The organism is Streptomyces sp. NPDC060031 (assembly GCF_042736805.1).
GTDB lineage: Bacteria > Actinomycetota > Actinomycetes > Streptomycetales > Streptomycetaceae > Streptomyces.
Window position 1 is genome coordinate 19511 of sequence record NZ_JBHWVM010000021.1, and the last position, 23614, is coordinate 43124.

Consider the following 23614-nt stretch of genomic DNA (forward strand, 5'->3'; position numbering starts at 1 on the left):
ACGGAGCACGGCTTCGGACGGAGAGCCCGGGTTCTGCGGGCCGGCAGCCGCAGTGAGCCTCGCGCCCCGGCTTGGTTTCGAATGCGGCGATGACAGTCAGGGTCATGCCAGTCCTCTCCATGGTCCGCCTCCTCTTCAGACCGCTGCCGTGTCCCGAACGGGGACGGATGGTGATCGTCGAGGAGTGGGCCGACAGGCAGGCACTCGAGCTTCACTTCACCACCCCCCACTTCCGCCACGTGGCGGAAGTGTTGGACGACCTCTTGGAGGCCCCCTTCACGATCCGTCACTTGAGGCCGGCTGACAGCCGGGCCGATCATTTGTCATACGAGGCCTGGTGATCGGCGAGGAGGGAGAGGGCCGTCGTGCGGGGGAGGACGCGGGCGGCCGCGGCGAGGAGGGTGTTCGCCCGGCCGGGGACGACGGTGGGCCGACGGCGTCGGCTGAGGGCGGCGAGGGCGCTGGCGACGACGGCCTCGGGGGTCTGGACCAAGACGGACGGGGTGTCGGCGTGGAGGCCGGGGCGGGTGGCCGTCGGGCCGGGGCAGAGGGCCATCACATGGACCCCGCGCGGCTTCTGTTCGTACCAGAGCGCCTCGGAAAGGGATGTGACGAAGGCTTTGGTCGCGCTGTAGACGGCTTGGCCGGGCTTTGGGGCGAAGGCGAGGGTGGAGGCGACGTTGACCAGGGCAGCTCCGGGGTGGGCGGTGGCGAGGAAGGCGTGGGCGAGGGTGACGACCGCCTCGCAGTTCAGGCGGAGCAGGGGCAGGGCCTGGTCGAGCGGGGTGTCGGTGAAGGGACCGGAGCGGGCGAGGCCCGCGTTGTTGATCAGGAGGTCGTAGGGGGTGGCTTTCAATGCGTCCGCGACGGTGCGAACTCCTTCGGGGGTGGTGAGGTCGGCCACGAGGTAGTCGTGTCCGCCCGGGCCGAGTTCGGTCATGAGAGCCTGCAGGCGCTGCTCGGTGCGGGCGACGGCGGTGACGGGTCGGCCCTCGGAGGCGAGCGCGCGGGCGAAGGCGCGGCCGATGCCCTCGGTGGCTCCGGTGATCAGGGCGGTCACTTCTCCGCCTTCGGGGCCGTGGCGGGCGAGTAGAGGAAGGAGAAGCGCTCCATCACGTTCTGGCGCTGCGTGTTGTGGAAGGCGGCGATGCGCCAGGCGCCGTCGGTGTCGCGGACCAGGGTGTACGTCTGGATCTTGGACAGCTCGGTGGGGGAGGGCCTGCTGCCGGTGTAGTCGTCGCCGCGGCCGGTCAGGATGGCGGCCTCCGTGCCGAGGAAGCGCAGGTCGAGGTAGGTGGCGGCGAGCTTGGTGTCCTTGACGAAGTCCTTGAAGAGTGCGCTGTGGCCTTCGGTGATGTCGGCGCGGCCCTCGTAGTGGCTGCCGATGTACGTGGTGTAGGTGCCGTCCTCGGTGAACTGGCGGCCGTACGCGTCCGCGTCGCCGCGGGCCCAGGCGGCGGTGAGGGCGTCGAGGGTGGCGCAGATGGCCTCGCCGTCGGCGCGGCTCGCGCCCGCCGGTATGACGTCGGCGCAGTTTTCCGTGCCGGTGCGCCGTACATCGGAGGTGGCGTCGAGGTAGAGGTACGCGGCGCCGGCGCCCAGGGCGAGGACGGCGGTGGTGGCGAGAGCGGCGCGCTTGACGGTCTTCTTGTTCACGGGATGCCTCCGATGGGTGGGTGCGGGCAGATGACGGCCGCCGCCGCATTGATTACACTGACGCAGCAACTGCATAGATGCATTATCTGCACGTGTGCAGATAAATGGCAAGGGGAAGGTGTCGCGATGACGGAACAGGACGACCGGCGGGCGGTCTTTCGGGATTACATCGACGCCGTGGGGCTGCACGGCATGGCGGGCGCGGAGGCGGCCGGCCTCCAGGCGTCCGAGTGGTACGCGCTCAGCAGCATCACCCTGTCGGGCGGGCTCACTTCCGGCGAGCTCGCAGCCCGGACCGGGCTCACGACGGGGGCGACGACGCGGCTGATCGACCGGCTGGAGCGCGCGGGGTACGTGCGCCGCACCGCTGATCCGGCCGACCGGCGCAAGGTCGTGGTCGAGGCCGTACCCGACGCACTGGCGGGGGTCGAGGCCGCCGTGGGACCGGCCCGGAAGCGGATCGGCGAGGTGCTCGCCGGGTACACGCCCGAGGAACAGGACCTACTGTTCGACTACTTCAGGCGCGCGGCCCCCGCGTTCCGCGAGGCGACGGAGGAGATCCGGGCAGCGAAGCAGGAACGCAAGGGTGACCGCTAGGACCTGTCGCGACGGCAGGGCCATGACGTCACTTGCTGGCCGAGTTGGTGGATGGTCACGCAAAAGAACACTGGCGCTCCCGATCGGACACAACCGTTCGGCCCGCGGGCTCCAGGGCGTGATCTTCACCCGCGACGACCGGGCGGGCGAGGGCAACCTCTCGTCCCGCCTCGGCCTGGTGACGGAGGCGGTCGAGGCTCCGGAGGGCATGGACCTGTACGCGTACCTGGTCGCCCAGCTCTCCAAGGGCGGCAAGGCCGACTGCGTGATCCTGGACGAGGCCCAGTTCCTGGCCCCCGAGCAGATCGACCAGTTGGCCCGCATCGTGGACGACCTCGGCCTGGACGTCTTCGCCTTCGGGATCACCACGGACTTCCGCACGAAGCTCTTCCCGGGCTCGCAGCGCCTGATCGAGCTGGCGGACCGCCTGGAGCAGCTCCAGGTGGAAGCCCTGTGCTGGTGCGGCGCCCGCCCCACCCACAACGCCCGTACGGTGGGCGGGGAGATGGTGGTCGAAGGCGCCCAGGTGGTGGTCGGCGACGTGAACCGCCCGGCGGAGGAGATCGGCTACGAGGTCCTCTGCCGCCGCCGCCACCGCAAGCGGATGACCTCGGCTGCCGCCCACGCCGACGCCCTCTCCCCAACAGGTGTGGGCGGGAGTGCGGGAGGGCAAGAGGCTGAGCTTCGTCCCATTCGGTCTGGACGCCACCGGCATCTCCACCGAACGACCTGCTCGCGGGGCCGGAAGACTGCGATCTGCTCCAGGCGCCAGGGGGCCCTGTCCTGGCCGGACATCGACACGATCGACGTCCGCGGGGGCTTCGTGAACGTCCGTCAGCACGGCCGGCCCCGGGCCTGGGCGCAGGCCGAGGTCGGGGCGGTGCCGAACCTCCTGGTCTTCCTGACCGTCTCCTCCAACCTCTACGGGAGTTGACCGTGCCGCCGGGTCCGGTCCCGGCCGCTCGCGGCGTCCCCCCGCGGCGACGCCGTCGAGGGCGTCCGGGACAGCAGCCGGCGCGCCGGGGGGCAGGAGGGGTGCGGGCTGGTTGATCGTTCATGGCCCATGGGTGATCGAATTCAGCCTGCCGGGTCAGGGTCGGCTGTGGACGAGGGTGAAGACGGCGCCCTCGGGGTCCGCGACCGTGGCCAGCCGGCCGCCGAGGCCTTCGCGGGGCGGCTCGACGACGCGTCCGCCCAGCCGGACGACCTTGGCGGTGGCCGCGTCGGTGTCCTCGACCTCGAAGTACGTCATCCAGTGCGGCCCCCGGTCATGCGGCAGCGACCGGCCGACGCCGTGCACGGCGGCGACCGGCCGGCCCTGCAGGAGCAGCGTCAGGTAGTCGAAGTCGGCGGACGCCGTGGCGTGCGTCCGGGCCTCGTGGCCGAAGACGTGCTGGTAGAACTTGCCGACCGTGGAGGTGTCCTGGGTGACCAGCTCGTTCCAGACCGGGGTGCCGGGCGCCCCCTGGAGCCGGGTGCCCAGATGGGTGTCGGCCTGCCAGAGCCCGAAGATCGCGCCCAGCGGGTCGGAGCAGATCGCCACCCGCCCCGCGATGCCGGCGTCCAGCGGACCCACCGCCACCGTGCCGCCGCAGGAGCGGATCGACTCGGCCGTCGCGTCGGCGTCGTCCGTGGCGAGGTACGTCGTCCAGGCCACCGGGAGATGGCGGTCCGGCGGCATCTCGCCGATGCCGGCCACCTCTTGCCCGTCGAGCATGGCCCGGACGTACTTGCCGAGCTGCTCGGGGCCCGGCTCGTACTCCCACCCGAACAGGTCGGTGTAGAACTCCTCGGTGGTCCCGAGGCTGTGCACCATCAGGCTCACCCAGCACGGCGTGCCGGGCGTGCGCCGGGTCGCTTCCACTGCCTCGGTCATGTCAGCCGTCTCCTCCGTCGAGTCGCGTCCCGGGGCTGATGCTTCCACTCCCGGGCCCCGGGCGCGCCCCGACCCGGCCGCGTTTCGCTTGAGCCGGGCAGAGATGACCGAATCAGTGCGCCCGTCGATGTCGGGCTTGTTACACGGGGAGTTCGGTGGGGAGGAAGATGGGCCGCATGACTGCTACTCCCGCGAACCCCGCGACTCCCGCGCACTCCGAGATCATCTCGGCGGCCGAACTGATGGGCGCGCTCGCCGGCGGCCGGCCGCCGGTGCTGTTGGACGTCCGCTGGCAGCTCGGCGGCCCCGATCTGCGGTCCGAGTACGAGGCCGGGCACCTGCCCGGCGCCGTCTACGTCGACCTCGACCGCGAACTGGCAGGTCCCGCGGGGTCCGGCGGCCGCCACCCGCTGCCCGATCCGGAGGCCTTCGGGGCGGTCGTGCGCAGGGCCGGGGTCCGTGCGGGCGCGCCGGTGGTCGTGTACGACGGCGGTCAGGGCTGGGCGGCCGCCCGAGCGTGGTGGCTGCTGCGCTGGACGGGTCACGGGGACGTACGGGTACTGGACGGGGGCCTGGCCGCCTGGACGGCGGAGGGGGGCACGGTGACGGCCGATCCGGTGTCTCCGGAGGAGGGCGATTTCAAGCCAACTCCGGGAGCGCTCGGGCTGCTGGACGCGGATTCCGCCGCGGCTCTGGCGCGGGCGGGCACCCTGCTGGACGCGCGCGCGGGGGAGCGCTACCGCGGGGACGTGGAGCCGATCGACCGGGTCGGCGGCCACATCCCCGGCGCGGTGTCGGCGCCGACCGTGGAGAACGTCGGCCCGGACGGCCTCTTCCTCCCGGCACCCGCGCTGCGGGCCCGCTTCGCGGAACTGGGCGCCTCGGCCGGCACTCCGGTGGGGGTCTACTGCGGCTCAGGCGTCTCCGGAGCGCACGAGGTGCTGGCCCTGGCGGTGGCGGGCGTTCCGGCGGCCCTGTACGCGGGCAGCTGGTCGGAGTGGTCCTCGGACCCGGCGCGCCCGGTGGCCACGGGCCCGCAGCCCGAGTAGCGCCGGACGCGGCCCCGGCCGCCGGCCGGGGCACGCCGGCCGCGCAAAGGCAGCCGAAGGAAAGGCGGGCGCGGCACGGCGCGAAAACGCAGCCGGAGCCGGTGCGGCCCCGGCTGCGCGCACCCCTTACTCCTGTTACTCCTGCTTCTTGCGCCGGGTCCCGAAGACGATCTCGTCCCAGCTCGGTACCGCCGCGCGGCGGCCCGGGCGGACCCCGTCGGCCTCCGCCTGGCGGTCCGTGGTGCCGGTCAGGCGGTCGCGGTGGCCGGCAACCGTACGGGGCATCAGGACGTCCGCGTACGCGGTACCGGCGCCGGCCGATGCCGCCGGGGCCTCCTCCGCCTCGGGCTCCTCGTCCTGCGGCTCGGCGGGTCGCTCCGGGACCACCAGGTCGCCGCGGAAGCTCGGTACCGCCTCCAGCAGGCTCGTCAGCGTGTCCCGCTCCTCCTCCGGCTCCGGCGGAGCCGGCGCGACCGGGCGCTCCAACTGCCGGTCGAGCGCACGGTCAAGCGGCCGGTCGCGCGGCAGCCGCGCGATCCTCGGTACGAACGGGAAGCTCGGCTCCGGCGTCGCCGGCAGGTCGTCGGACTCGCCGATCAGGGAGCGGGCCTCGTCGTCCACGGCCACGACCAGCCGGCGCGGCGGGTCGTACGTCCAGCTCGCCGAGTGCGACTCGCTCGCGACCCGGTAGACCAGCAGGACCTCCCAGGTGCCGTCGTCGCGGCGCCAGGAGTCCCACTGCACGGTCTCCTTCTCGGCGCCGCGCAGCGACAGGCGCTCCTGCACGGCCTCGCCGAGCTGGGGTCCGGTGTTCTCGCCGGGGCGGCGCACGGGGGTCTTCCGGGCCCGCTCCGCCATGAACGCGCGCTCGGCGAGCACGGGGCCCTCGAAGCGGCGTACGCGGTCGACGGGGATGCCGGCGAGCTGGGCGACCTCCTCCGCGGAGGCACCGGCCCGTATGCGGGCCTGGATGTCGCGGGGGCGGAGGTGGCTCTCCACCTCGATCTCGATCTGGTTCAGGCGCGCACGGTCGTTGCGCACGGCAGCCCGTAGACGCTCGTCGATCGCAAGCGTGTACTCCGTGCTGTCCGCAGCCTTGAGCACCAGTCGTGTGCCGTCATTTGAGACGGCCACGACACGCAGTTCGGGCATGGGGACCTCCCGGGTGGTGCCTGCCGACGTCACGTGCGTCGCTGCTTCCGCTAGTCGAGTGTGGCCTGCCCGGGTGCAGCCTGCCACAACCTTGCCGAGTTCAACCGGCGTGTCGGGCATGCGCCCATGATCGCCGTTATGGCACGGTTACCTGTTGAGCACGCACAGTGACCGAGCGATTACTGTGCGCAGCAGGAATCCGTGCAATACCGCGGCATCGCCGGTCTCGAGTGCCGTTTTTCCATCAGTCGGCCCCCTCTCCCGAGTCCGGACATCCGTAAGGAAGGACGGCCCCAGGGCTCGCCACAGTACTCCATTCGGACCACCTGGGTGGACCGCCGCGCCGCCGAACTTGTCCCGGACGGCGGGAGTTGGGCTGCCCTCTGTCCGGTCGATATCCGGCCGGACCTGCACGCGTGCCCCTTTTCGGGTGTCTTGCTTCACAGAATCGGCAGAAATGGAACTCTTCGCTTCGGTTGATTCGTCGGTCATTACTGAGAGCGGTGAAGCGGACGAGGCAGGGCGCACAGAGGTTGGGGATGGGACAGAAGACGACGCAGGGCATCGAATCGACCGAGGATGCCAAGGAGACGGACGGGAAGAAGAAGCTCGATCTGAGCGTGGCCCAGATCGCCGGCTCCTCCCTCGCCACCGTCGCGGCGGCCCTGCTCGCCTCGCAGATGGGCGTCTACGGAACCATCCTCGGCGCGGGTGTGGTGAGCGTGGTCGCCACCGCCGGCGGACCCGTCATCCAGCACTTCTTCAAGCGCACCGGCGACCAGCTGCGCGAGACCGCCTGCCCGAGGGCCCGTCAGCTGCCGGTGGCGGAGCCGGTGCCGGTGCCGGGCGAGGAGGGCGGCGCCCTGCCCCCGGGGGAGTTCGGCGAGGCCACCGTGCACGGCACCCGGGTACGGGGCTGGAAGCGCACGGCGGTCGCCTCGGGTGCGGCCTTCGCCATCGCGCTCGGCGGCCTCGGGACGTACGAGGCGCTCGCGGGGACCTCGATCAGCGAGGGCGGCGGCACCATCCTCACGGGCGGTTTGCGCACGGCCCCCGACCACGACCCCTCCCCGCCCGCGAAGGAATCCGGCACCGGCGAGAAGGACGGCAAGAACGGCAAGGACGCCGAGAACAACGACGGCGAGGGCGGGAAGGGCGGCGAGACCCCGGAGTCCGGGACCTCCCCGAGCCCTTCGGGTTCGCCCGGCGGCCGGAGCCCGAGCCCCGGCCCGAGCCCATCGGACTCAGGGGGCCCGAAGCCGAGCCCGAGCCCGACCCCGCCGAAGCCCGGCAAGACGCCGACCCCGGGCGGGTCGGCCCCGGACCACTCGGGCCCCGGTAACTCGGGCCCCGGCAACTCGGGCCCGGGCAGCGGTCAGCAGACGCCCTCCTGAGCCCGCGGGCTCACTCGCCCAGGACCCGCCGCAGGTAGTCGTTGCCGAACATCCGCTCCGGGTCCAGCCGGTCCCGGAGCGCGGTGAACTCCCCGAAGCGCGGGTAGACCTCGGAGAAGTACTCCGCGTCCCGCGTGTGCACCTTGCCCCAGTGCGGCCGCCCGCCGTGCGCGGTGAAGATCCGCTCGGCGGCCGTGAAGTAGGCCTGGTACGGGGTGCCCTTGTACATGTGCACCGCGATGTACGCGGTCTCGCGCCCCGAGGCCGTCGACAGGGTGATGTCGTCCGCCGGAGCCGTCCGCACCTCCACCGGGAAGCTGATCCGCAGGTCGGAGCGGTCCACCATGGTTTTGAGCTCCCGCAGCGCCTCGACCACGCGCTCGCGCGGAAGGGCGTACTCCATCTCCACGAACCGGACCCGTCGCGGACTGGTGAACACCTTGTACGGGATGTCCGTGTACGTCCGCGCCGACAGCGCGCGGCTGGCGATCCGGGCGATGCCGGGGATGGCCGCCGGGACGGCGCGGCCCAGGGAGTTGACGGCCTGGAAGACGCCGTTGGACAGCAGCTCGTCATCGACCCAGGCGCTGACCGCTCCGGGCGGGGCGGCCGGGCCCTGGCTGCGGTTGTTCCGCTTGGTGTTGCAGTTGCCGGTGTGCGGGAACCAGTAGAACTCGAAGTGCTCGTTCTCCGCGTGGTGCTGGTCGAACTCGGCCGTCACCCGGTCGAAGCTCATGGGCTCCTCACGGGCCGTCAGGAAGAAGACCGGCTCCACCGCGAAGGTGATCGAGGTGACGATGCCGAGCGCCCCGATGCCCAGCCGCGCCGCCGCGAAGACCTCCGGATTCTCCTTCTCCGAACAGTTCAACAGCCTCCCGTCCGCCGTGACCAGCTCCAGGCCGCGGATCTGGGCGGCGATGGAGGCCGAGTCGCGGCCGGTGCCGTGGGTGCCGGTGCTGGTGGCGCCGGAGACCGTCTGCTCCATGATGTCGCCCATGTTCGTGAGCGACAGGCCCTGCCGGGCCAGGGCCTGGTTGAGGTCCTTGAGCACGGTGCCCGCCGCCACCGTCACGGTGCCCGCGTCCCGGTCGACCGACCGGATCCCGGCCAGCGCCTGCGGGCGTACCAGCACGCCCTCGGTCGCGGCCGCCGCGGTGAACGAGTGGCCGGTCCCGACGGCCTTCACCTTCAGTCCGTCCTCGGCGGCCCGGCGGACCGCCTCCTGAAGCTCCCCGACCGAGGCCGGAGTCACCACGCGGGCGGGTGTGGCGCTGACGTTCCCCGCCCAGTTATGCCACGCGGTCGGTGCCGCGCCGTTCTTCCCTGCTGTCGCCGTCCCCATCGGTAGCTGGCTCCTCCCCTTGCGCCGGCCTCGTCAGCCGGCGGTATCCCGCGAACGCCACCGCCGCCGCGGCCGCTCCCGCCGAGATGGAGACGACGTACCCGGTCCTCGCCCCGGCCGAGTCGATGACCCAGCCGGCCGCGGAGGAGCCGAGCGCGACACCGACCGCGAGGCCGGTGCTGATCCAGGTCATGCCCTCGGTCAGCTTCGCGCGTGGTACGTGCGCCTCTATCAGGGCCATCGTGGTGATCATCGTGGGAGCGATGGCGAGGCCCGAGACGAAGAGCGCCACGGCCAGAAACGGAAGGTTCCCGGCCAGTAGGAGGGGGATCATACTCACGGCCATCGCGCATATGCCCAGCACCCACCGGCCTTCGGGCTTGCCCTTGAGGTGCAGCAGGCCGAAGACGATGCCGGCGAGGCAGGATCCGGTGGCCCAGATCGCGAGGATGAAGCTCGCGGCGGCCTTGTGTCCGTGCTCCTCGGCGAAGGCCAGGGTCACCACGTCGATGGAGCCGAAGATCGCGCCGGTCGCCACGAACGTGGCCATCAGCACCTGGAGTCCGGGGGAGCGCAGCGCCGAGGTCCGGTCGCCCTGCTCGTCCCGCGGGTGCGGGGCGGGCTCGGTGGCACGCTGCGCGGTCAGCCACCACACGCCCGCCAGCAGGAAGACCCCGGCGACCAGCGGGCCGGCCTCGGGGAACCACGTGGTGGAGAGCCCGATGGCCAGGATCGGGCCGAAGATGAAGCAGACCTCGTCGAGGACGGATTCCAGGGAGTACGCCGTGTGCAGCTCGCGGGGGGAGTCCCGGTAGATCGCGGTCCAGCGGGCGCGGATCATCGAGCCCACGCTGGGTACGCACCCGGCGAGCGCCGCGAAGACGAAGAGGGTCCAGTCCGGCGCCTCGCTGGCGGCGCTGAGCAGCAGCCCGGCGACGGCGGCGACCGCGAGCAGGGTCGCCGGGCGCAGCACGCGGCGCTGGCCGTACTGGTCCACCAGGCGCGAGACCTGGGGGCCGACGACGGCGGCGGCGAGCGCGAGGGTGGCCGTGAGCGCGCCGGCCAGCGAGTACCGGCCGGTGAGCTCGGAGATCATCGTGAGGATGCCGACGCCGACCATGGACAGCGGCATCCGGCCTATGAGGCCGGCCGCGCTGAACCCCCGGCTCCCGGGGGCGGAGAAGATCGCGCGGTAGGGACTGGGCAAGGTGCCCTCCGTAAGGGACGTCATTGGCCCATACAGGTTACGACCGCCGACTGGGCACCCGCATGGCGAAGGAACGAACAGGAAGTAAGGGTGACCTTACCTCCGGCGCGGGGCAGGGGCGGGACCAGGCCGGTTCTCGGCAGCCGGTGCCGGGTGGCAGGATTCGAGACATGTCTGACCAGCTCCGTGCCCCCGAAGCGCCCGTGGCCGAAGGCCTCGCCGCCCCGTACGACGCCCTGCTGCTGCTGTCCTTCGGCGGCCCCGAGGGACCCGACGACGTCGTGCCGTTCCTGGAGAACGTCACGCGCGGGCGCGGCATCCCGCGCGAGCGGCTCAAAGAGGTCGGGCAGCACTACTTCGGCTTCGGCGGGGTCAGCCCGATCAACGGGCAGAACCGCGAGCTGCTGGACGCGCTGCGGGGGGACTTCGCCGAGCACGGGCTGGACCTGCCCGTCTACTGGGGCAACCGCAACTGGGCCCCGTACCTGACCGACGTGATGCGGGAGATGGCCGCCGACGGGCGCCGCCGCATCGCGGTCCTCGCGACCAGTGCGTACGCCTCGTACTCGGGCTGCCGGCAGTACCGCGAGAACCTCGCCGACGCGCTGGCCGCGCTCGCCGGGGAGGGGGTGGCCGAGCTGCCGAAGGTGGACAAGCTGCGCCACTACTTCAACCACCCCGGCTTCGTGCAGCCCATGATCGACGGGGTGCTGGCCGCGCTGGAGTCGCTGCCCGCCGAGGTGCGCGGCGGCGCCCGGCTGGCCTTCACCACGCACTCGATCCCGACCGCGGCGGCGGACGCCTCCGGTCCGGCCGAGGACCACACCGAGGGCGGCGCGGGCGGGGCGTACGTGAACCAGCACCTCGACGTCGCCCGGGTGATCGCGGACGCGGTACGGGCCGAGACGGGCACCGAACTGCCCTGGGAGCTCGTCTACCAGTCGCGCAGCGGGGCCCCGCACATCCCGTGGCTGGAGCCGGACATCTGCGACCACCTGGAGTCGCTGCACGAGGCCGGCGCCCCGGCGGTGGTGATGGTCCCGATCGGCTTCGTCTCGGACCACATGGAGGTCCTGTACGACCTCGACACGGAGGCCACGGCGAAGGCCGCCGAACTGGGACTGCCCGTCGCCCGGTCGGCGACGGTCGGGGCCGACCCGCGGTTCGCCGCCGCGGTGCGGGACCTCGTGCTGGAGCGGGCCGCGGCCGAACGCGGCGAGAGCGTGGAGCGGTGCGCGCTCGGCCTGCTCGGGGCGAGTCATGATCTGTGCGCCGTGGGCTGCTGCCCGGCGCGGGGGCCCCGGCCGGCGGCCGCGGGCGTGGACAGTCCGTACGCGTAGGGAGAGGGACCGTGATCTCTGACGAGCTGAAGGCCGAACTGCTGGACGTGGGCCTGGAGGCCGCCCGGCGGGCCGGTGAGCTGCTGCGTGACGGGCGGCCGGCCGATCTGGCGGTCGCCGCGACCAAGTCGAGCCCGATCGACGTGGTGACCGAGATGGACATCGCCGCGGAGAAGCTGATCACCGGCATCCTCGGCGAACGGCGGCCCGAGGACGGACTGCTGGGCGAGGAGGGCTCGGACACCCCGGGCACGAGCGGGGTGCGCTGGGTCATCGACCCGCTGGACGGCACCGTGAACTACCTCTACGGGCTGCCGAACTGGGGCGTGTCCATCGCGGCCGAGTACCGCGGGGAGACCGTGGTGGGCGTCGTGGCCGCGCCGATGCGCGGGGAGACCTCCCACGCCGTGCTCGGCGGCGGCGCGTGGATGGCCGGGGCGCGGCTCGCGTGCCGGCCGGCCGCGCCGCTGGACCAGGCGCTGATCGCCACCGGTTTCGCGTACGTCCAGACCCGGCGGGCCCACCAGGCAGAGGTCGCGCGGCGGATCATCCCGCTGGTACGCGACATCCGGCGCGGCGGCTCGGCGGCGCTGGACCTGTGTGACGTGGCCGCCGGGCGGCTGGACGGCTTCTGGGAGCGCGGGCTGAACCCGTGGGACCTTGCCGCGGGCGAGCTGATCGCGCGCGAGGCCGGCGCCCTGACGGGCGGGCGGCCGGGCGAGCGGGCCTCGGGGGAGCTGGCCCTGGCTGCCGGGCCGGCCGTCTTCGCCTCGCTCCAGCCGCTGCTGGAGGAGGCCGGCGCCTGGCACGACTGACCGCCGCCGGGCACAGGGCCCGTGCATGGGGGAACCCCGGCTGCCGAGGGTGGGCGGCCGGGGTTCGCGGTGGTGCGGGGTCGGGTGGTGCGTGGTCAGCAGACGGATACGGGTACGCCGTGTTCCGCTGCGAGGCGCTGGAGGTCTTCCAGTTCCGCCTGCTCCACTTCCACGAGGAAGTCGTCGCCCGTCTCGCGGGCCTGCCTGAGGTCCGACTGCGTGCTCCTGATGCGCTGCAGGAGACCCGCGGTGAATGCGTCCATGATGGGTGCGCCCCCTCTTCGTGGCTCGGCGGCGGCACGTGACTGTCCGCCGTCAGGGAATGTTCGGGGTGTGCAGTCGTCTTCCCCTGCCCCCTGGGCCCAGAAACCTCGCCAGGCGAGGGAATCCTCACCTCCGCCTCGCTCGGGGCCGCCGCAAGGCGCCTTACAGCCGGTTTACGGCTGAAACCGGCAGGATGGAGGCGCCATACACGTGTGCCCTTCAGGGCTCAAAGGAAGGAAACGACGTGCGCGTACTCGTCGTCGAGGACGAGCAGCTGCTCGCCGATGCGGTGGCCACCGGACTGCGCCGGGAGGCCATGGCCGTGGACGTCGTGTACGACGGCGCCGCCGCCCTGGAGCGGGTCGGGGTGAACGACTACGACGTGGTCGTGCTCGACCGGGACCTCCCGCTCGTGCACGGCGACGACGTCTGCCGGAAGATCGTCGAGCTCGGCATGCCCACGCGCGTGCTCATGCTGACCGCCTCCGGCGACGTGAGCGACCGGGTCGAGGGCCTGGAGCTGGGCGCGGACGACTACCTGCCCAAGCCCTTCGCCTTCAGCGAGCTGACCGCCCGCGTGCGGGCGCTCGGGCGGCGCACCACCGTCGCCCTGCCGCCCGTACTGGAGCGCGCCGGGATCAAGCTGGACCCGAACCGGCGCGAGGTGTTCCGCGAGGGCAAGGAGGTGCAGCTGGCGCCGAAGGAGTTCGCGGTGCTGGAGGTCCTCATGCGCAGCGAGGGGACCGTGGTCTCCGCCGAGCAGCTCCTGGAGAAGGCCTGGGACGAGAACACCGACCCGTTCACCAACGTGGTGCGCGTGACGGTCATGACCCTGCGCCGCAAGCTCGGCGAGCCGCCGGTCATCGTGACCGTGCCCGGTTCCGGCTACCGGATCTGACGGCGGTGGCAGCGAACCCGGCGCCACCACCGGCGCCACCGAAACCGACCTGGGACCCCGGCCAGCCCGAGGGTCCTTTCCCTTGGCTGCGGCCGACCATCCGCATACGCCTCACGCTGCTGTACGGCGGGATGTTCCTGATCGCGGGCATCCTGCTGCTGTCGATCATCTACCTGCTGGCCGCGACGGCCCTGAAGGAGGGCAACGCCCTCCCGTTCAAGATCGTCGGCGGGCAGAAGGTCGAGGTCACGAGCTCCACCTGCTCCGGGGTGGGCATCGACCAGTCCATCGACCAGTTCAACGCCGCGATCGGCCAGTGCATCCTCGACCAGCGCAAGCACGCCCTGGACGACCTGCTGAGCCGGTCGCTGATGGCCCTGCTGGGCCTGAGCATCATCGCCTTCGCCTTCGGCTACGCGATGGCCGGCCGGGTGCTGTCGCCGCTCGGCAAGATCACCCGTACCGCCCGCCGGGTGGTCGGCTCCGACCTGACCCGGCGCATCGAGCTCGACGGTCCGGACGACGAGCTCAAGGAGCTCGCCGACACCTTCGACGAGATGCTCGACCGGCTGGAGCGGGCCTTCACGGCGCAGCAGAGGTTCGTCGCGAACGCCTCGCACGAGCTGCGAACGCCCTTGGCGATCAACCGCACGCTGCTGGAGGTGCACCTCTCCGATCCCGGGGCCCCGGTGGAGCTCCAACAGCTCGGGAAGACCCTGCTCGCCACCAACGAGCGCAGCGAGCAGCTGGTCGAGGGCCTGCTGCTGCTCGCCCGCAGCGAGAACCAGATCGTCGAGCGCAAGCCCGTGGACCTGGCGGAGGTCGCCTCGCGCGCCATCGACCAGGCGCGGGGGGAGGCCGAGGCCAAGGGCGTGGAGATCCGCGGCGAGCGCGCGCTGGCCGTGGTCCAGGGCAACGGCGTGCTGCTGGAGCGCATCGCGCTGAACCTGGTGCAGAACGCCGTCCGGTACAACGTCCCGCAGGACGGCTGGGTGGAGGTCACGACCGAGGCCCAGCACGGCCAGGCCGTCCTGTTGGTATCGAACACGGGTCCCGTTGTTCCCGCGTACGAGGTGGACAACCTCTTCGAGCCCTTCAGACGGCTGCGTACGGAGCGCACGGGCAGTGACAAGGGTGTGGGGCTCGGTCTGTCGATCGCGCGCTCCGTGGCGCGCGCACACGGCGGACGGATCCAGGCGATCCCCCGCGAGGGCGGTGGCCTCGTGATGCGTGTCACTCTTCCCCTGTGACCTGGTCATGCGCTTGTTCGCTGTTGGCTGAATGCCGGGAGTGGGAAGGCGTCCGCTCCTGTGTGATCGATCACAGGGAGGAGCGTCGGGTCCTGTGCGGCCAGTGACCCCGGGGCGGCCGGAAAGCCCGGGAAGTCCGGGTTTCCGGCACCCCTGATGGCGGGAAATACACGGGGTGGCGTTTGTGCAAGACGGCCCCAAGACCGTGTACGGTCCCGCTCGACATCGCAGCCAAATACCCCTCGGGGCGGCCGGCTGGGTGTCGATTGAGTAACAGACCTTGATGTGAGGCAAAATCTCCGCCTCAGGTCGGGCACAAGTCCGGCCTCTCGCGCGTTACGTGCGCTGAGACACCCGCTAAATCCCAGAGGGGGAGAGCGAACTATGGCAACGGACTACGACACCCCACGCAAGACCGACGACGACGTCGACAACGACAGCATTGAAGAGCTGAAGGCCCGGCGCAACGAGAAGTCGTCTTCGGTCGTCGACGTGGACGACTACGACGCGGCGGAAGGCATGGAGCTTCCCGGCGCGGACCTCTCCAACGAGGAACTGGCCGTCCGTGTGCTGCCCAAGCAGGCCGATGAGTTCACCTGCATGAGCTGCTTCCTGGTACACCACCGCAGCCAGCTGGCGCGTGAGAAGAACGGTCAGCCGATCTGTCGCGACTGCGACTGAGAGGTGTCGGCCGTGACTGGCTCGACACCCTTTCGAAAGCGGCGCTTTCGAAAGTCTGGTGATCCGGCGGAGACGCGGGTGGGAGCCACGGGCCCGGAAACGGGCCCTGGAGCCCCCGGCGACCCCGCCGTGCCCTCCGACACCGCCCCGGCGGTGCCGTCGGCCACGGAGGCCGACGAGGAGTCCCGCCACCGGCACGGGGCTCATCGGCTGCAAGCCGTCAAGAACGGTGTACGCAAGGGCGGCGAAGGTGCCAGGGCCGCCGCCCTTTACATCACCGACCGCATCATCGAGAACGCACCGCGCGTTCCGGTTCGGGACCTCGCGACCCTGCGCGCCCAGTTCCCGGGCCTCGATCCGGATCAGCTTGCCGACAAGCTGATCGCGGGCGCCGCCAACGGCACGTCGACCGTCGGCGCGGGCATCGGCGCCGCGGCCATGCTGCCGGTCCCGCCGGCGGTGCCGGCCGAGCTGGCCGCCGAGATCACCGGCGTCGCGGCGATCGAGCTGAAGCTCGTCGCCGAGCTGCACGAGGTCTACGGGCTGAGGCCGCCCGGCTCGCTCAAGGACCGCCACCTCGCCTACCTGACCGCGTGGACGGAAGAGCGCGGGGTGGACCTGGCCAAGCCGGCGACGCTGAATGCGGCGCTCGGCGGTCAGATGAAGCGCGAACTGCGCCAACAGATCATGAAGCGGATGCTCCGCAGCACGCCGAGCCTGATGCCGTTCTTGATCGGTGCGGCGGTCGGGGCGGTCGTGAACCGCCGCAGCACCCGCAAGCTCGCCGAGAAGGTGCGTACGGACCTGCGGGCGCGTGCCGTGCCCTGGGGCGCCCTGCGGCAGCTCCCGCCCCTGGAGCGGCCCTCCCAGCCCCTTCCCGAGGCCATCAGGGCCGCGGTGGAGGGCCCGGAGCGGAGCCAGGGCCCCGGCCCGGGCGGCGCCGGGACCTAGCCCTTCGCCGCGCGGATCGCCGAGGCCAGTGCCTCGGGCTCGCGGGTGGAGACGTAGACGTACGGGGTCGGGTCCTGCGGGTCGGTGACCTCGACGCGGACCGCCGTCGGGACGTAGCTGCGCATCAGCATGAAGGCGCGGGTGTCGGCCTTGTACGTGCGCCAGGCCCGGGCCTCCTCGGGGTCGAGGACCTCCGGGTCGCCCAGCGCCGTCACCGGGATCCGGGCCTCGCCGGCGGCCAGGGCGCCGTTGACCACGCGCACGCGCGCGGACCCGTACGAGCTCACCAGCAGCCCCGTCAGCGCCGTGCCCCCGAACAGTCCGGCCAGCAGCGGCAGCGTCCCCAGCGGCAGCAGCATCAGCGCACAGGCGAGGCCGGTCAGGACGGCGATGCCCCACCAGGAGCGGGGGGCGGTCAGACGTTCGTCGTGGTGCGCGGGGGAGAGCTGCATGCCGCCAAGCCTGCCACGAGGCGACCGCCGGGTAGCCGCGCGGGTAAGGTCTGCGGCTGTGAGTGGACGAAACACAGCGTTGACGCCCCCGGCCGACGCCGCCGCGCCGGTCCGGCACCCCGATGCCCCGGCACCCGGGGAGCTCCTCGGCGCGCACTACGAGCGCTGTTTCGGCTGCGGCGACGGCCAGCCGCACGGGCTCCACCTGGAGGCCCGCGCGGGAGAAGGCGTGCGCGTCACCGCCGAGTTCACCGTCAAGGCCGCCCACCAGGGCGCGCCGGGCCTCGCCCACGGCGGTCTGCTCGCCACCGCGCTCGACGAGACGCTGGGCTCCCTGAACTGGCTGCTGCGCGTCATAGCGGTCACCGGCCGGCTGGAGACCGACTTCGTGCGGCCCGTGCCGGTGGACACCGTCCTGTACCTGGAGGCCGAGGTCACCGCCGTCGCCGGACGGAAGATCTACTCCAGCGCCGTCGGTCGAATAGGCGGTCCGCAGGGGCCCGTCGCCCTGCGCGCGGACGCCCTTTTCATAGAGGTGAAGGTCGACCACTTCATCGACAACGGACGGCCCGAGGAGATCCGGGCGGCGATGGCCGACCCGGACCAGGTCAGGCGCGCACGCGCCTTCGAGGTGAACCCCTGATGTCTGAGAACTACACCGGCGTGGACGTGGCCATCAGGCGCGTCGACCCGCAGGTGCCGATCCCCGCCTACGGTCACCCCGGTGACGCCGGCTGCGACCTGGTCACCACGGTGGCCGCGGAGCTCGAGCCGGGCGAGCGGGCGGTGCTGCCCACCGGGGTCGCCATCGCGCTGCCCGACGGGTACGCGGCGTTCGTGCACCCGCGCTCCGGCCTGGCCGCACGCTGCGGGCTCGCGCTCGTGAATGCCCCGGGGACGGTGGATGCCGGGTACCGTGGGGAGATCAAGGTGATCGTGGTCAATCTCGACCCGCGCGAGAGCGTCCGGTTCGAGCGTTTCGACCGCATTGCCCAGCTGGTTGTCCAGCGAGTCGAGAAGGTGCGCTTCCACGAGGTGGCACAGCTTCCCGATTCGGCGCGGGCCGAGGGGGGTTTCGGCTCCACCGGTGGTCATGCGGCCGTGGCCGGATCCGGCGCTGGTCAGCAGGGTGGGAATGGCTACGCTTCGGTCGTATCCGACCGGGAAGGACAGTGACGTGTTCGGACGTCGCAAGAAGAACGACTCCGTCAACGACGGCGGCGCGGCCGAGCAGGTCGTCGACGGCGTGGCTGATGAGCGGGACGACGCCACGGAGCTCGACTCCGACGGCCCGCGCAGGGTGAACCTGCCGCCGGCCCCGCGGCCCGACGGCCCGTGGGACGTCTCCGAGGTGCCCGGCAGCCCCGAGGACGGCCGGGTCGACCTCGGCGGCATCCTCGTACCGGGTGTCGAGGGCATGGAACTGCGCGTGGAGGTCGCCGGGGACGCGATCGTCGCCGCGACCGTGGTCCTGGGCGACAGCGCCGTGCAGCTGCAGGCCTTCGCGGCGCCCAGGAAGGAAGGCATCTGGGGCGAGGTCCGCGAGGAGATCGCCGAGGGCATCACCAAGCAGGGCGGCATCATCGACGAGGTCGAGGGTCCGCTGGGCTGGGAGCTGCGCGCACAGGTGCCCGTACCGCTGCCGGACGGGCAGACCGGCGCCCAGCTGGTCCGCTTCGTCGGTGTGGACGGCCCGCGCTGGTTCCTGCGCGGTGTCATCTCCGGCCAGGGCGCGGTGCGCCCCGAGTCGGCCGGTGTGCTGGAGCGGATCTTCCTGGACACCGTGGTGGTCCGCGGCGACGGCCCGATGGCCCCGCGCGACCCGATCGTCCTGAAGCTGCCGAACGACGCGCAGATGGTGCCGGACGGCGTGCAGACGGAGGACCAGGAGGGCTCGCGCTTCTCCGGCGGCATGGGCCAGCTGGAGCGCGGTCCGGAGATCACCGAGGTCCGCTGACCCCGGGCGCGGTGGCCGCGTGGGTCCCGTGCGCACGTTTTCGGCCGGTGGGCCGTACTCCCGAGCGGGGTACGGCCCACCGGCCCGTCCGGGGGCGTACGCCGGCGTCAGGGTTGCGTCAGGGATGGCCGTCCGGGCGGTCATCCGTGCGTGAACAGCGGGGACGTCCCGGAGAATGGGGCGCATGGGACGCGGCAGGCTCAGGATCTATCTCGGCGCGGCACCCGGTGTCGGCAAGACGTACGCGATGCTCTCCGAGGGCCACCGCCGGGTCGAGCGGGGCGCCGATTGTGTCGTCGGCTTCGTGGAGCACCACGGGCGGCCGCGCACCGAGGTGATGCTGCACGGCCTGGAGCAGGTGGAGCGCCAGGAGCTCACCTACCGCGGGGCGGTCTTCACCGAGATGGACGTGGACGCGGTGCTCGCGCGCATGCCCGCCGTCGCGCTGGTGGACGAGCTGGCGCACACCAATGTGCCGGGCTCGCGCAACGCCAAGCGCTGGCAGGACGTGGAGGAGCTGCTGCGGGCCGGGATCGACGTGATCTCGACGGTGAACATCCAGCACCTGGAGTCGCTCGGCGACGTGGTGGAGTCCATCACGGGCGTCCGGCAGCGGGAGACCGTGCCGGACGAGGTGGTGCGGCGGGCCGACCAGATCGAGCTCGTCGACATGTCCCCGCAGGCGCTGCGCCGACGGATGGCGCACGGCAACATCTACAAGCCCGACAAGGTCGACGCGGCCCTGTCCAACTACTTCCGCCCCGGAAACCTCACCGCCCTGCGCGAGCTCGCGCTGCTGTGGGTGGCCGACCGGACCGACGAGTACCTCCAGCAGTACCGGGGCGAGCACGGCATCCGCTCCACCTGGCAGGCGCGCGAGCGGATCGTGGTGGGCCTGACCGGCGGCCCGGAGGGCCGCACGCTGATCCGCCGGGCCTCCCGGATGGCGGCCAAGGGCTCCGGCAGCGAGATCCTGGCCGTCTACATCGCCCGCAGCGACGGGCTGACGGCCGCCTCGCCGAAGGAGCTCGCGGTCCAGCGGACCCTGGTCGAAGATCTTGGAGGAACGTTTCACCATGTGATCGGCGACAACATCCCCGAGGCCCTCCTCGAATTCGCCCGCGGGGTCAACGCCACCCAGATCGTGCTGGGCTCCAGCCGCCGCCGCTCCTGGCAGTACGTCCTCGGCCCCGGCGTCGGGCTCACCGTCGCCCGCGACTCCGGGCCCGACCTCGACGTGCACATCGTCACCCACGAGGAGGTCGCCAAGGGCCGCGGACTGCCCGTGGCCCGGTCGGCCGCCCGGCTCGGGCGGGCCCGCATCGTGGCCGGCTGGGTGGTCGGGGTGCTCCTGCCGCTGCTGCTCGCCGCGCTGCTCACGCACATCCAGACCGATCCCGGCCTCGCCAACGAGATGCTGCTGTTCCTGGCGCTGACCGTGGCCGCCGCCCTGCTGGGCGGGCTCTTTCCGGCGCTGGCCTCGGCGGCCGTCGGGTCGCTGCTGCTGAACTACTACTTCGCCCCGCCGCTGCACCGCTTCACCGTCTCCGACCCCAAGAACATCGTCGCCATCGCGGTCTTCTTCTGGGTGGCCGCCTCGGTCGCCTCCGTGGTGGACCTGGCCGCCCGGCGCACCCACCAGGCCGCCCGGCTGCGCGCCGAGTCCGAGATCCTCTCCTTCCTGGCCGGCAGCGTGCTGCGCGGGGAGACCGCCCTGGACGCGCTGCTGGAGCGGGTCCGCGAGACCTTCGCCATGGAATCGGTGGCCCTGCTGGAGCGCGAGGCCGACGTCGAGCCCTGGAAGCGGGCCGGCAGAGTCGGACCGAACCCGGTGGAGCGGCCCGAGGACGCCGATGTGGACATGCCGATCGGCGACCACATGGCCCTGGCCCTGTCCGGACGGGTGCTGCCCGCCGAGGACCGCCGGGTGCTCGGCGCCTTCGCCGCCCAGGCCGCCGTGGTCCTGGACCGGCAGCGGCTGGTCGGGGAGGCCGAGGAGGCCCGCCGGCAGGCCGAGGGCAACCGGATCCGCACCGCCCTGCTGGCCGCCGTCAGCCACGACCTGCGCACCCCGCTGGCCTCCATCAAGGCCTCCGTGACCTCCCTGCGCTCCGATGACGTGGAGTGGTCCGAGGAGGACCGGGCCGAGCTCCTGGAGGGCATCGAGGCCGGCGCCGACCGGCTGGACCACCTGGTGGGCAACCTCCTGGACATGTCCCGGCTGCAGACCGGCACCGTCACCCCCCTGATCCGGGAGATCGACCTCGACGAGGTGGTCCCGATGGCACTGGGCGGCGTACCGGAGGACAGCGTGCTGCTCGACATCCCCGAGACCCTGCCCATGGTGGCGGTGGACCCGGGGCTGCTGGAGCGGACGGTGGCCAACGTCGTCGAGAACGCCGTCAAGTACAGCCCGCAGCGGGAGCAGGTGCTGGTGGCGGCCAGCTTCCTGGGGGACCGGGTCGAGGTACGCGTCGTCGACCGCGGGCCGGGCGTGCCCGACGAGGCCAAGGACCGCATCTTCGCCCCCTTCCAGCGGCACGGGGACGCGCCGCGCGGCGCCGGCGTGGGCCTCGGGCTCGCCGTGGCCCGCGGCTTCGCCGAGGCGATGGGCGGCACCCTCGCCGCCGAGGACACCCCGGGCGGCGGACTGACCATGGTGCTGACCCTGCGGGCCGTGCCCCGGGGGGGCACGCACGCGCGGGTCACGCTGGACGCCGAAGGCCGCGCCGGCGCCGACCCCGTAGATTCCGATCTTGACCCGATACGACAGAAGGCAGGACCTCAATGACCCGGGTGCTCGTGGTGGAAGACGAGCCGCAGATCGTGCGAGCCCTCGTGATCAATCTGAAGGCCCGCAAGTACGAGGTCGACGCGGCCCCCGACGGCGCGAGCGCCCTGGAACTCGCCGCGGCCCGCCACCCCGACGTGGTCGTCCTCGACCTCGGCCTGCCCGACATGGACGGCGTCGACGTGATCAAGGGGCTCCGCGGCTGGACCCGGGTTCCGATCCTGGTCCTCTCGGCCCGGCACAGCTCCGACGAGAAGGTCGAGGCCCTCGACGCGGGCGCCGACGACTACGTCACCAAGCCCTTCGGCATGGACGAGCTGCTGGCGCGGCTGCGCGCCGCCGTACGCCGGGCCGAGCCCGCCGCCGGGTCCGGCGAGGACGAGGTGATCGTGGAGACCGGGGGCTTCACCGTCGACCTCGCGGCGAAGAAGGCGGTGCGCGAGGGGCGCGACGTACGCCTCACGCCCACCGAGTGGCACCTGCTGGAGGTGCTGGTCCGCAACAGCGGCAAGCTCGTCAGCCAGAAGCAGCTCCTGCGGGAGGTCTGGGGGCCCTCGTACGGCACCGAGACGAACTACCTGCGCGTGTACATGGCGCAGCTGCGCCGCAAGCTGGAGGCGGACCCCTCGCACCCGCGGCACTTCATCACGGAACCGGGCATGGGATACCGCTTCGAGAGGTAGCGGGCACGCCGGTACGCTTCCTGTATGAGTGCTGAACCGCGTCCCGAGAAGCTCACCAAGCCGGCCAGGCCGGCGGGCCGGTTCCGCCGGATGATAGAGCGGCTGTCCACCTCGCAGGAGGAGCTGCATTCGGCGGAGCTGCAGGAGGACGCAGAGGCCGCGGGGTGCACGCGGATCTGCGACTCCCACGACCGCCAGATAGTCAAGGTGACCGGGACCCTGCGGACCGTCACCCTGCGGCCGCGGGCGGGCGTCCCCGCCCTGGAGGCCGAGCTCTTCGACGGCTCGGCCGCGCTGGACGTCGTATGGCTCGGGCGTCGCTCGATCGTGGGAATCGAACCCGGCCGTCGCATGATCGCCTCAGGGCGGATCTCGATGAGCCACGGCCGTCGGGTGCTCTTCAACCCGAAGTACGAACTCCGACCGCTCGGACAGGAGCAGTAACCGGTGACGTCACTCGACAAACCGACCAGCCCGCAATCCGCTGACCAGGCTCCCTCCGAGGACCAGAAGGCGGTGACCCAGGCGGCGCTGTTCGACGCCTTCGGGGGCATCCGGGGCACCGTGGAGACGATGCTCCCCGGCCTGCTCTTCGTCATGATCTACACGGTCAACAAGGACGTGAAGCTGTCCGCCATCGCGGCGGGCGCCCTCGCGGTGCTCCTGGTGATCGTGCGGCTGCTGCGCAAGGACACCGTGAAGCACGCCTTCAGCGGGGTCTTCGGAGTGGGCGTCGGTGTCGCCTTCGCCCTGTTCACGGGCAGTGCCAAGGGGTTCTACCTGCCGGGCATGATCTACGGCGCCGGCCTGGGCGTGGCCTTCACGCTCTCCGCGCTGGTGGGCTTCCCGCTGCTGGGCGTGGTGCTGGGGCCGGTCTTCAAGGAGAACCTGTCCTGGCGTACGCGCAACCCCGGGCGCAAGAAGGCGTACACCAAGGCCAGCCTGGCCTGGGGCCTGATCTTCCTCGCGAAGTACGCGATCCTCTTCCCGCTGTACTGGTGGGGCGACGCGACGCAGCTGGGCTGGGTGCTGATCGCGCTGAAGCTGCCGCCGATGGTGCTGGCGGTGTACTTCACGTGGGTCTTCCTGGCGAAGGCGCCGCCGCCGATCGACGTGATCGCGGAGTGGGAGGCCAAGGACGCCGCCGCCCGGGAGCGCGGGGCCTGACCCCTACGAAGGGGCGGGGTGACCGGATGGTCACCCCGCCCCTTCGTGCGCGCGGGTGCGGCGCCGCTGCCGGGGGCTGCCCGGCAGCGTGC

The 23614-nt window shown here is 72.0% G+C and carries 25 protein-coding genes and 1 pseudogene; 18 read left to right on the forward strand and 8 right to left on the reverse strand.

Annotation, left to right across the window (positions count from 1 at the left end; genetic code table 11):
- The first annotated feature begins 167 nt into the window (after positions 1 to 167).
- A complete protein-coding gene (locus tag ACFWB8_RS12200; RefSeq protein ID WP_385225082.1) occupies positions 168 to 341 on the forward strand; it encodes a putative quinol monooxygenase in 174 nt (57 codons plus the stop codon).
- Here ACFWB8_RS12200 and ACFWB8_RS12205 read toward each other — a convergent pair.
- Both ACFWB8_RS12205 and ACFWB8_RS12210 read right to left on the reverse strand, forming a co-directional pair.
- Positions 317 to 1060, reverse strand: coding sequence for an SDR family NAD(P)-dependent oxidoreductase (locus ACFWB8_RS12205; protein WP_385224954.1), 744 nt, complete (start codon positions 1058 to 1060; stop codon positions 317 to 319). The two genes, ACFWB8_RS12200 and ACFWB8_RS12205, sit on opposite strands and share 25 nt — an antisense overlap.
- Positions 1057 to 1656, reverse strand: coding sequence for an SgcJ/EcaC family oxidoreductase (locus tag ACFWB8_RS12210; RefSeq protein WP_385224956.1), 600 nt, complete (start codon positions 1654 to 1656; stop codon positions 1057 to 1059). The genes ACFWB8_RS12205 and ACFWB8_RS12210 overlap by 4 nt, the downstream gene beginning before the upstream one ends.
- Before the next feature lie 126 nt (positions 1657 to 1782).
- Here ACFWB8_RS12210 and ACFWB8_RS12215 point away from each other — a divergent pair, with 126 nt between their 5' ends.
- Both ACFWB8_RS12215 and ACFWB8_RS12220 read left to right on the forward strand, forming a co-directional pair.
- Positions 1783 to 2253, forward strand: a complete 471-nt coding sequence (locus tag ACFWB8_RS12215) for a MarR family winged helix-turn-helix transcriptional regulator (protein WP_385224958.1) — start codon at positions 1783 to 1785, stop codon at positions 2251 to 2253.
- Between the two features lie 22 nt (positions 2254 to 2275).
- A pseudogene (locus ACFWB8_RS12220) lies at positions 2276 to 2896 on the forward strand (thymidine kinase); the annotation flags it as partial.
- 447 nt (positions 2897 to 3343) lie between these two features.
- On the opposite strand, the gene ACFWB8_RS12225 reads toward ACFWB8_RS12220, so the two are convergent.
- On the reverse strand, positions 3344 to 4129 hold the full coding sequence (locus tag ACFWB8_RS12225) for a VOC family protein (protein WP_385224960.1): 786 nt from the start codon (positions 4127 to 4129) through the stop codon (positions 3344 to 3346).
- A 242-nt stretch (positions 4130 to 4371) separates the two neighbouring features.
- Here ACFWB8_RS12225 and ACFWB8_RS12230 point away from each other — a divergent pair, with 242 nt between their 5' ends.
- Positions 4372 to 5178: a sulfurtransferase gene (locus tag ACFWB8_RS12230; protein WP_385225084.1), complete on the forward strand. Its 807-nt coding sequence runs from the start codon at positions 4372 to 4374 to the stop codon at positions 5176 to 5178.
- A gap of 135 nt (positions 5179 to 5313) precedes the next feature.
- On the opposite strand, the gene sepH is transcribed toward ACFWB8_RS12230, so the two are convergent.
- Positions 5314 to 6330: a septation protein SepH gene (gene sepH, locus ACFWB8_RS12235; RefSeq protein ID WP_385224962.1), complete on the reverse strand. Its 1017-nt coding sequence runs from the start codon at positions 6328 to 6330 to the stop codon at positions 5314 to 5316.
- A gap of 539 nt (positions 6331 to 6869) precedes the next feature.
- On the opposite strand from sepH, the gene ACFWB8_RS12240 reads away from it, so the two are divergent.
- Positions 6870 to 7724, forward strand: coding sequence for a hypothetical protein (locus ACFWB8_RS12240; protein WP_385224964.1), 855 nt, complete (start codon positions 6870 to 6872; stop codon positions 7722 to 7724).
- Positions 7725 to 7734: 10 nt separating this feature from the next.
- On the opposite strand, the gene ACFWB8_RS12245 is transcribed toward ACFWB8_RS12240, so the two are convergent.
- Complete coding sequence (locus ACFWB8_RS12245; protein ID WP_385224966.1) at positions 7735 to 9066, reverse strand: D-arabinono-1,4-lactone oxidase; 1332 nt, start codon at positions 9064 to 9066, stop codon at positions 7735 to 7737.
- On the reverse strand, positions 9014 to 10273 hold the full coding sequence (locus ACFWB8_RS12250) for an MFS transporter (RefSeq protein ID WP_385224968.1): 1260 nt from the start codon (positions 10271 to 10273) through the stop codon (positions 9014 to 9016). Before ACFWB8_RS12250 ends, ACFWB8_RS12245 begins: the two co-directional genes overlap by 53 nt.
- A gap of 170 nt (positions 10274 to 10443) precedes the next feature.
- On the opposite strand from ACFWB8_RS12250, the gene ACFWB8_RS12255 reads away from it, so the two are divergent.
- Both ACFWB8_RS12255 and ACFWB8_RS12260 read left to right on the forward strand, forming a co-directional pair.
- Positions 10444 to 11613 (forward strand): ferrochelatase, encoded by a 1170-nt coding sequence (locus ACFWB8_RS12255; protein ID WP_385224970.1) that lies wholly within the window; start codon positions 10444 to 10446, stop codon positions 11611 to 11613.
- Positions 11614 to 11627: 14 nt separating this feature from the next.
- Positions 11628 to 12428 (forward strand): inositol monophosphatase family protein, encoded by an 801-nt coding sequence (locus tag ACFWB8_RS12260; protein WP_385225086.1) that lies wholly within the window; start codon positions 11628 to 11630, stop codon positions 12426 to 12428.
- 95 nt (positions 12429 to 12523) lie between these two features.
- On the opposite strand, the gene ACFWB8_RS12265 is transcribed toward ACFWB8_RS12260, so the two are convergent.
- On the reverse strand, positions 12524 to 12691 hold the full coding sequence (locus tag ACFWB8_RS12265; RefSeq protein ID WP_385224972.1) for a hypothetical protein: 168 nt from the start codon (positions 12689 to 12691) through the stop codon (positions 12524 to 12526).
- Positions 12692 to 12936: 245 nt separating this feature from the next.
- Here ACFWB8_RS12265 and ACFWB8_RS12270 point away from each other — a divergent pair, with 245 nt between their 5' ends.
- The 4 genes from ACFWB8_RS12270 (at position 12937) to ACFWB8_RS12285 (ending at position 16472) form a co-directional block, all read left to right on the forward strand.
- Positions 12937 to 13590 (forward strand): response regulator transcription factor, encoded by a 654-nt coding sequence (locus ACFWB8_RS12270; protein WP_243631034.1) that lies wholly within the window; start codon positions 12937 to 12939, stop codon positions 13588 to 13590.
- A 5-nt stretch (positions 13591 to 13595) separates the two neighbouring features.
- The gene (locus tag ACFWB8_RS12275; protein WP_385224974.1) at positions 13596 to 14840 is read left to right on the forward strand and encodes a sensor histidine kinase; all 1245 of its coding nucleotides are present in this window, start codon (positions 13596 to 13598) and stop codon (positions 14838 to 14840) included.
- A gap of 384 nt (positions 14841 to 15224) precedes the next feature.
- On the forward strand, positions 15225 to 15521 hold the full coding sequence (locus ACFWB8_RS12280; RefSeq protein ID WP_385224976.1) for a DUF4193 domain-containing protein: 297 nt from the start codon (positions 15225 to 15227) through the stop codon (positions 15519 to 15521).
- A gap of 12 nt (positions 15522 to 15533) precedes the next feature.
- Positions 15534 to 16472, forward strand: coding sequence for a hypothetical protein (locus ACFWB8_RS12285; RefSeq protein ID WP_385224978.1), 939 nt, complete (start codon positions 15534 to 15536; stop codon positions 16470 to 16472).
- Here ACFWB8_RS12285 and ACFWB8_RS12290 read toward each other — a convergent pair.
- Positions 16469 to 16924 carry a DUF3093 domain-containing protein gene (locus ACFWB8_RS12290; protein WP_385224980.1) on the reverse strand — a complete coding sequence of 152 codons (456 nt, stop codon included), beginning with the start codon at positions 16922 to 16924 and terminating at the stop codon, positions 16469 to 16471. The two genes, ACFWB8_RS12285 and ACFWB8_RS12290, sit on opposite strands and share 4 nt — an antisense overlap.
- Positions 16925 to 16982: 58 nt before the next feature.
- Here ACFWB8_RS12290 and ACFWB8_RS12295 point away from each other — a divergent pair, with 58 nt between their 5' ends.
- From ACFWB8_RS12295 to ACFWB8_RS12325, 7 genes are all read left to right on the forward strand, one after another.
- Entirely contained in the window at positions 16983 to 17567 is a 585-nt protein-coding gene (locus tag ACFWB8_RS12295; protein ID WP_385224982.1) for a PaaI family thioesterase, read from the forward strand.
- The gene (gene dut, locus ACFWB8_RS12300; RefSeq protein WP_385224984.1) at positions 17567 to 18100 is read left to right on the forward strand and encodes a dUTP diphosphatase; all 534 of its coding nucleotides are present in this window, start codon (positions 17567 to 17569) and stop codon (positions 18098 to 18100) included. The genes ACFWB8_RS12295 and dut overlap by 1 nt, the downstream gene beginning before the upstream one ends.
- 1 nt (position 18101) lies before the next feature.
- Complete coding sequence (locus ACFWB8_RS12305) at positions 18102 to 18881, forward strand: DUF3710 domain-containing protein (RefSeq protein ID WP_385224986.1); 780 nt, start codon at positions 18102 to 18104, stop codon at positions 18879 to 18881.
- A gap of 184 nt (positions 18882 to 19065) precedes the next feature.
- Entirely contained in the window at positions 19066 to 21672 is a 2607-nt protein-coding gene (locus ACFWB8_RS12310) for an ATP-binding protein (protein ID WP_385224988.1), read from the forward strand.
- Positions 21669 to 22355: a response regulator gene (locus tag ACFWB8_RS12315; RefSeq protein ID WP_385224990.1), complete on the forward strand. Its 687-nt coding sequence runs from the start codon at positions 21669 to 21671 to the stop codon at positions 22353 to 22355. Before ACFWB8_RS12310 ends, ACFWB8_RS12315 begins: the two co-directional genes overlap by 4 nt.
- A gap of 24 nt (positions 22356 to 22379) precedes the next feature.
- Positions 22380 to 22799: an OB-fold nucleic acid binding domain-containing protein gene (locus ACFWB8_RS12320; RefSeq protein ID WP_385224992.1), complete on the forward strand. Its 420-nt coding sequence runs from the start codon at positions 22380 to 22382 to the stop codon at positions 22797 to 22799.
- 3 nt (positions 22800 to 22802) lie between these two features.
- Positions 22803 to 23522: a DUF3159 domain-containing protein gene (locus ACFWB8_RS12325; RefSeq protein ID WP_385224994.1), complete on the forward strand. Its 720-nt coding sequence runs from the start codon at positions 22803 to 22805 to the stop codon at positions 23520 to 23522.
- The last annotated feature ends 92 nt before the right edge of the window (positions 23523 to 23614 follow it).